9 protein-coding genes and 1 pseudogene are annotated in these 7,212 nt (G+C 59.1%); all 10 read left to right on the top strand.

The genetic code is table 11. The annotated features are described in order from the left end of the window. Nucleotides 1–21: 21 nt before the first annotated feature. A complete protein-coding gene (locus FHW77_RS25745; RefSeq protein ID WP_072495482.1) occupies nucleotides 22–405 on the top strand; it encodes a hypothetical protein in 384 nt (127 codons plus the stop codon). 14 nt (nucleotides 406–419) lie between these two features. Then, on the top strand, nucleotides 420–1,172 hold the full coding sequence (locus FHW77_RS25750) for a hypothetical protein (protein WP_182591018.1): 753 nt from the start codon (nucleotides 420–422) through the stop codon (nucleotides 1,170–1,172). Continuing rightward, the gene (locus tag FHW77_RS25755; RefSeq protein WP_182591019.1) at nucleotides 1,169–1,729 is read left to right on the top strand and encodes a phage baseplate assembly protein V; all 561 of its coding nucleotides are present in this window, start codon (nucleotides 1,169–1,171) and stop codon (nucleotides 1,727–1,729) included. The genes FHW77_RS25750 and FHW77_RS25755 overlap by 4 nt, the downstream gene beginning before the upstream one ends. A 9-nt stretch (nucleotides 1,730–1,738) precedes the next feature. Then, nucleotides 1,739–1,939: a hypothetical protein gene (locus FHW77_RS25760; RefSeq protein ID WP_182591020.1), complete on the top strand. Its 201-nt coding sequence runs from the start codon at nucleotides 1,739–1,741 to the stop codon at nucleotides 1,937–1,939. Then, a complete protein-coding gene (locus FHW77_RS25765) occupies nucleotides 1,890–2,273 on the top strand; it encodes a GPW/gp25 family protein (protein WP_182591021.1) in 384 nt (127 codons plus the stop codon). Before FHW77_RS25760 ends, FHW77_RS25765 begins: the two co-directional genes overlap by 50 nt. Further along, nucleotides 2,270–3,223 (top strand): baseplate J/gp47 family protein, encoded by a 954-nt coding sequence (locus tag FHW77_RS25770; RefSeq protein ID WP_182591022.1) that lies wholly within the window; start codon nucleotides 2,270–2,272, stop codon nucleotides 3,221–3,223. The genes FHW77_RS25765 and FHW77_RS25770 overlap by 4 nt, the downstream gene beginning before the upstream one ends. Continuing rightward, nucleotides 3,220–3,885 carry a phage tail protein I gene (locus tag FHW77_RS25775; protein ID WP_182591023.1) on the top strand — a complete coding sequence of 222 codons (666 nt, stop codon included), beginning with the start codon at nucleotides 3,220–3,222 and terminating at the stop codon, nucleotides 3,883–3,885. Before FHW77_RS25770 ends, FHW77_RS25775 begins: the two co-directional genes overlap by 4 nt. Nucleotides 3,886–3,897: 12 nt before the next feature. Continuing rightward, a complete protein-coding gene (locus FHW77_RS25780; RefSeq protein WP_182591024.1) occupies nucleotides 3,898–6,162 on the top strand; it encodes a hypothetical protein in 2,265 nt (754 codons plus the stop codon). 9 nt (nucleotides 6,163–6,171) lie between these two features. After that, nucleotides 6,172–6,345 carry a hypothetical protein gene (locus FHW77_RS25785; RefSeq protein WP_182591025.1) on the top strand — a complete coding sequence of 58 codons (174 nt, stop codon included), beginning with the start codon at nucleotides 6,172–6,174 and terminating at the stop codon, nucleotides 6,343–6,345. Then, nucleotides 6,323–7,212: pseudogene (locus FHW77_RS25790) on the top strand (hypothetical protein); the annotation flags it as partial. The gene FHW77_RS25785 and the pseudogene FHW77_RS25790, both read left to right, overlap by 23 nt.

Consider the following 7,212-nt stretch of genomic DNA (forward strand, 5'->3'; position numbering starts at 1 on the left):
GCGCACTTCATGGGGATTGCCATGCCGGTTGCTTCTTCCTTTCGGGCTGCGCGCGATGCGGTTGTGTCCGGCGTCGACCAGAGGTTTGCGGAGCGCATTCGCCTGTCTCCCATGAAAAACGAAAAAGCCGATCCGGACCGGCCGCAAGTCGTCATCATGGCGGTTCTGCGGACTGGCGACGAAACGGCCGGGCCTCTCGATGTCAGCGGCGGCCGCTCCCTGCACTCGCGGATCGCGGCGGGAAAGGCGGCTCTCTACATCGACCGCACCGAATACCCCGATATCGTCCTTCGCAAGAAAGACAAGCTGCGCGCCTTGGAGCGCCCCGGCGAACCCGTCTTTGAAGTTTCCACGGTCGATGACCGAAATCACGCCCGGTTGATTGCTGGGCTTAACCAAGCCTGACGCTGGTAGGTGCCATGTCCCTTGTTCGTATTGCCCTTCGCATCTGTGCCGTTCAAGCTTTCAAGGGCCGCACGCTGGTAGGCGACAATGTTCTCGATAGCGAGATTGGCGCTCTGGAAACCAGCTCTGCCGGCGAGCTTAAAACCCCGCAGGAAAAGCAATTCGTTTCGGTCTATACCGATGACAGCAAACAGGTGAGCGGCCTTGAATTGCGCTCCCTGATCGCCAGCGGCGAAATCGATCTCGTCTTTGAGGCCGGCGTTGCCTCGCCGCACCTGATGACTGATCCCCTTACGGAGGAAAAGATCATCATGAATGGCCTTCCTGCGGCCGACGCCAACTTCGAATTCTATCTCGATATGACGCTTCGCCAGATCGCGGATGCTCTGGCTGATCCCGACAATGAATGGGCTGCGATCTTCAACAGCCTGATTTTGCGGGTCGAGAAATGCCAGCGCGCCCGTATCAGCGGCGACACGAACGGCGTTCGTTTGGCAGCTCATCAGATGAAGATGACTGTTGCCGCCGTTGCTGAGCCGGTTACGGGCTACCCGCTGAAGGAAGGTTCGCCGATGGCTGCATTTTTCGCCAAATGCGAAAGCGACCTAGTGCACCGCGAGCCGGACATGGTCAAAAAGATCGCGCTTATGAAAGCGCAGATTGCTGGCAATGACGACGAGCTGGCGGCGGCGATGCGGCGTTACGGCATGACACACAGCGAAGCGGACGCCATGCTGCTGACGCTTCCGGATGGGGGTGCGCCATGAAAGGTGCCGAGTGGCTGGCCCACCATATCGAGGAACTGAATTATCGGATTGCCGATATCGAGCGCCGCGAACGCAACCGTCGCCGCAAGGGCAAGATTGCCGAAATCAGCGACGACAAAAGCAAGTATCGCGTCGAGCTGTCACGGCAGGGTGAGGAACCCTACCTGACGCCATGGATAAAGGCGCGCACGCTTGCTGGCGGTGGCGTCAAGGTCGATGTGCTTTACAGCATCGGCGAGCAAGTGGACGTGGTTTCGGAAAGCGGCGATCTCGCAGACGCGCAGATCGATTTCTCGACCTATAGCGACGAGAACGCCCGCGAAAACCGCGACACACCACTTCACATCAAGATCGGCGATGCTGTCATTGAGGCGACCGGCGAGCTTGTGAAAGTCACAGCTCCAAAGGTCGTTGTGCAATCCGATAACGTGCAGCTCGGCGGCGACGGCGGCAAGCAGGTCGCGCGGATCGGCGACATGGTGCATGTCGAGAAAGGGTCATCGGCCGGCATGTGGCCGATTGTCGAAGGCTCGGAAAAAGTCTTCGCAATAGACTGAGGAACCCCCATGAAAAATTACAAGGTTCGCACCGGCTGCGAGATTGCCGGGCGCTGGCGTGATGCCGGCGAACCCATCCAACTGTCTGCCGATCAGGCCCGCGAGCTTGCGCCGCCCTTCGGCGATGTCGTCTCGCCAATCGATGAAAAGGGGAAAGCGGATGCCAAGCTCGACCGGCGTCAACGCCGCAACCGGCGCACCCCTGACTGATTGGGATCATACCCAGCAGTCAATTGCCAAAATCCTAAACACGCCGATTGGCGCTCGCGTCATGCGGCGTGATTTCGGTTCGGAACTGCCGGACCTGGTCGATGCGAAGATGACGCGCCGCAATGTGCTGGCGCTCTATTCCTCGGCCGCAATCGCAATCCAGCGATGGGAACCGCGTTTCCGGATGCGGTTCGGAAAAGTCAGCCGCGCCGACGCGAGCGGCAAAATCTCGCTCGAAATCTTCGGCGTCTATTATCCTCTCGGCCATCGCGGCGATTATTCCATTGCGGAAGATCAAAGCACGCGGGTCGTCATAGCGGGCAGATCATCATGACACTTGCTGTTTACTCGCCGGCCGCCATCGACGTTTCGCGCCTGCCGGCTCCGGATGCCATCGAGGCGCTGGATTTCGAAACCCTCTATTCGGCCTTCAAGGTCCGGTTTCTGGAATTCTGGAACCAGATGCGCGCCATCAATCCGGCCTTGCCGGTCTATGACGTGCAAAACCTTGAAACCGATCCTGCCGGCATTGTCGGCGAAGCGTGGTCTTATCTTCGCCTGATGGACCGCCAGCGCGTCAACGATGCCTTCCGGTCGCTGCTAGCGGCCTATGCGAAGGGCAGCAATCTGGAAGCCATCGCGGCCGGCCGCAACATCGTCCGCTTGGTTGTCGCCCCTGCCACGCCCAGCTCGGCCGCTATCATGGAAAGCGACGAAGCCTTGCTTCGCCGCTATCTCCTGTCCTTCGATTTGCCGGCTGCTGGTTCGGCCGGTCGCTATCTGTTCGATGCCTGGACGGCGTGGCCGCAATCCGCTGACAAGTCGCTTGGGCTTTGGGATGCGCGAGTGAATGGCCGGGCGGTCCACGGCCGGCGCGGCGATACGGATGTCGTCATAGCCGGTCCAATGGGCAGGCTTCCGACAGACGCCGAGCTGGCCATTATCCGGGCGGCCGTTACGCATCCGGACCGTGCGCCTGAAGCCGTGGCTATTTCGGTCATGGCGGCCGGCCGCACCGAATATGCGGTTTCGCTCTCGCTGGAAATCGTGGCCGCTCGCGCCAGCGCCGCCATCATCAAGACGGAAGCGGAAAGGCGCATCATCGCGGCGGCAACCTCCCGCATCCTGATTGGCGGCGAAATCCCGCAAGCCCTGCTTTCGGGCGCTGCCTTCGGTGATGGCGTGATCCGGGTGCGCGATCTCGCCCCTGTTGTCATCGAGCCGGACCCGTACAAGGTGCCCGTCATGACGAGCCTTGATATTCAAATCGAGGTGCGGGCATGAGCGATGTAGGCGTTTTGCTTCCGCCATCGTCAGAGGAATTCGAAAAGGCGCTTGCCGCCGCAATGTCGGATGACTTGCCGATCCCTTACGCCGTGCTGATGGACCCATACCAGACGCCGGCGCGGTTCCTGCCTTGGCTTGCCGTGCATCGTTCGGTCGATCTCTGGTTTGACGATTGGCCCGAAGAACGAAAGCGGGAAATGATCGCGCAATGCGCTGGCGTTTCCACGCTCTACCCGGCGTCACCTTTGGCGGCGCTGAAAGGCACCCTTGCCGGCCTGAAGCGCTATCTTGCTTTTGTCGATGCGGTCATTGTGGATCGCATTGCGCATCCGAACCGCTTCACCTTCGGCCGGGCGGTGATCGGGCGAACGCCCATCGCGCATAAGGCATTCGTTGCGCACTACCTGGTGCGCGTCACGCTGACCGCCCCGAAGAACCGTTTCCAGATCGGCCGTAGCGCCTTCGGGCGGGCGGCGATGACGCCGGTTAACCTTGAACCTATTCGCCGCGCCAAGCTGGCCATGACGACCGCCAAGACGCCGGAAACGCTCTACTCGGTTTCCTTCGCATGGCGGCGCGGCATCACCTTTGACGACAATATTTTCATCGACGGAAGCCATGCCATCGGCGGTTACATGGACCGCAAGCGGCTGGATTGAGGGAAAACAATCATGCAGAGAACTGCTTTTTCTGAAGCCGAAATCGCCGATCACGCCGATTTCGAAGCCATCGGTTTGCAGGCGCAAGACGCCACCGATCATCTTTGGCTCGATGCAATCGGCTATCCCGGCCATTGGGCTGCCTTCACGGTCGCCCGCAAATCTGCGCAGGAAATCACGGTTTCGACCGGGCGTTATGTCGCCGGCAAGATCGTTTATGCGCAGGTGGCCCCAAAGGATATGAACCTTCAGCTTCATATTCCGGTCGCCGCATCTGACCAGCGCTGGGTTGCCATTCTTCTGCGTGGCAAGGAAGTGACCGAAACGGCAACCCGCCCTTTCGAAACGTCGGACGATCCGGAAACCAGCGTCATCGTCAACCGCACGACGCCGAAGACGATCCGCCGCGTTGTCGATCTGATCGTGCAGCCCGGCGAAGCAAACCCGGTTCCGGTCAAGCCGGTTGTAGACTCGACCGACGCTTGCATTGCATTCGTGCTGCTCACATCCTCGGGAATTGACGCTATCGAGCCGGGCAATAGCGACCGCGTGAAGACGCTCTTTGAAGTTGAGGGGCGGGTGACGGCCCTTGAAGTCGATCTTGATGGCCTTTTCATGCGGACCGAGACGATTGAAACGCAGATCGTCAACATCAAGGCTAAACTGACGGAAATCCCTCGACCTGTCATTATTCGCCAGATGCAGCGCGATATTGGCGCAGCCCGGCTAAAGGTCGATCTGCCGGATGAGGCCCGTGCCTTCGTCTTTGACAACGCGCTTGTTAAGGACCGCTGGGACATGACGCATGTGGACTGGCTGGCCCGCATTGAGGAGGGTGTGCGCTTTGGCTTTGCCGCCGAAGCGCAGGCGAGACTCGAGGTGCAGGCTGAAGACGATCCGAAGATTGCGTTTCGCGGACGTCGCATGGTGCCCGCCTTTGAGGAGGTCACCCGTATTGCCAACACATCGCGGGATGGCACGCTGAACATTTCGCAGCTTGAGCACACCCAAACAACGCTCGTCCGCAAGGAAGCGTCCCGCGTTCGGATAACCTATGGGCCGACGCAATGGGCTTGTGAAAACGTAGCGGGATGGTCTGGCCTCGGCGGCGATTCCCGCGTCGGGCAAATGCTCAATGTCGGCGGCGAGACCTTCGAAGTGGTCTATGTCGGCGCAAATGGTGGGCCAGGCCATCAGCAATATGGCGTCCGGCAAATTCGTTATGAAGTCTACAACGAACCCTATTGGGAATACGTCACTGAGAATGTCGGCGTGAATGGCTCCATCTTTGGGCAGTCGTTCCTTGTCGCTCAGCCGATGCAACTCACTAGTCTCGACCTGTCGTTTGCCCGCGTTGATACTGACGGCGACGTGCATGTGTTCATCGTAGAAACAACCCCTAACGGCATGCCGCGATTTGATGCTGTGCTGGCGCAAGGCAAGCTCGATCATGCCAAGCTTGTCGTCGGCTGGAACAAGGCTGTTCTACCCATCACGTTGCTGGAAAGCGGAAAGCGCTATGCCTTCGTCACGGTTACGACCGGCGCGCATGCGCTCCATACCTCGGCCGCGAACAAGTACACGGGTGGAACGCAATTCCTCACGACAGACGGCGCTTTTGCGCAAGGCTCTACGGAAATCGATATTTGCTTCCGCTTGAATGCTGCACGTTACAGAAGCCCCCGCACGGTTGTTCCCATGCAGGCTTTGAACCTTGCGGACGGCATGACGCAAATCGATTTGCTGTTTGCGGGGTGGGTGCCTGGTGGTTGCCAGCTCGGCTGGGAAATCCGACCATCCGGCTCGGCCGTCTGGACGGAGCTGGATGACGGCGATCCGGCGACGAACCCACTGGTTGGGCTTCCTGCCTCTGTCGAGCTGCGAATGGTCATGATGGGTACGGCTGACTTGCAGCCAATGATCCAGCTTGATGAGAAGGCTGTTTCCCGTGTCGCCCGCAATCGCAACAGCATGCGAGCGGTCACCAAAAGCTTCCAGTTTGGGTTTGCGACTACGCAAATCCAGACGCAATACACGCTCGATGCCTTTGACGCGGACCGTCACACCTTCACGCCAGCCATCATGGTGGGCAACTCGGTCGTAAATCCCGACACGACCGAAGTTACAATCGACGCGCAGATGCCTGCGCGTCGAACTTATCTTTCAACCTACACGCTCGGCGCGGCCGCAAACGCTGCCCGCATGCGCCCAGCAGCCACCACAAATAATGTAGCGTCCGTGCCTTTCGTGCAGGACGCGTTCATTGCCGCACTCTAGGGGGTTCCCATGGCTTTCCAGATCGATCCGGAAAAATCCTATGAGGTGAAGCTCACGCGCCCGGTTAAGCGCGGAGCGTTCACCTACAAGCCGCTCAACGAAATCACCATGCAGGGAAAGGTCGTGGTGGCCATCATCGAGCAGGAAGGTGACGAGGTGCTTGACTATGCCAGAGAGGTCTAACGGCTATCAGGTTCCCTCATATCCGAAGACACTCATCGACCGCATTCTGTGGAATTTTACCATGGGGGATGTCGATGAGCGCCTTCGAGTTGTGGAGGCGCGCGCAGCATCTTTCACCGAACTTGAAGAGCGGGGCATTCAGGCCTCGCTCGACTACATTCAAGTCAACGTTGCGCCCCAGCTCGCAACGCTGAGAACTTCAATCGAACTGGCGCAAGATCAAATCGACCAGATCATCATCGGCGGCAAGGCACCCGACACGCTCAAGTTTGGTGGGCAGTTGCCAGCCTACTATGCAACAGCACAGGCGCTTTCCCAAGGCTTGGCAGAAAAGGTCCCGGCTACGCGCAAGGTGAATGGAAAAGACCTGTCTGGCGATATCACGCTGGAAAAGGCAGATGTTGGCCTTAGCAACGCCAACAACACGTCCGATAAGGACAAGCCTGTAAGTGACGCGCAATGGGCAGCAATCGACGCCGTTGCGCAGGCTGCTGCGGATGCGGACTCGACCAAGGCCAGCAACGAAAACCGCCATCTGAACCCGGCGTTTCAGGTTAGTCAGGATCGCAATGTCGGGACGTTGGTCGATATATCCACGCCAAGCGTTTATCTGTTTGATGGGGTTGTCGTCGGCGCGCGTGGCGGCGGGGTTTTGCGCGGAACACTGGCGGCCAAAACGAGTTCCGATGGCTCTGTCACCCGCCCCCGATTAGTCGTTCAAACTGCCGATGCGGCTCTTGCGGCAAGCGACTTCTATGCCGCTGAATTTCCTATTGAAGGCGTGAATGTTTCCGACCTTCAATTTGGGACCGCTGGAGCCAAGCCTTTCACATGGCGCGGTGTCGTTTGCCTGCCGCAAGGAACCTA

This window comes from Agrobacterium sp. RC10-4-1 (assembly GCF_014138475.1).
Taxonomy (GTDB): domain Bacteria; phylum Pseudomonadota; class Alphaproteobacteria; order Rhizobiales; family Rhizobiaceae; genus Agrobacterium; species Agrobacterium pusense.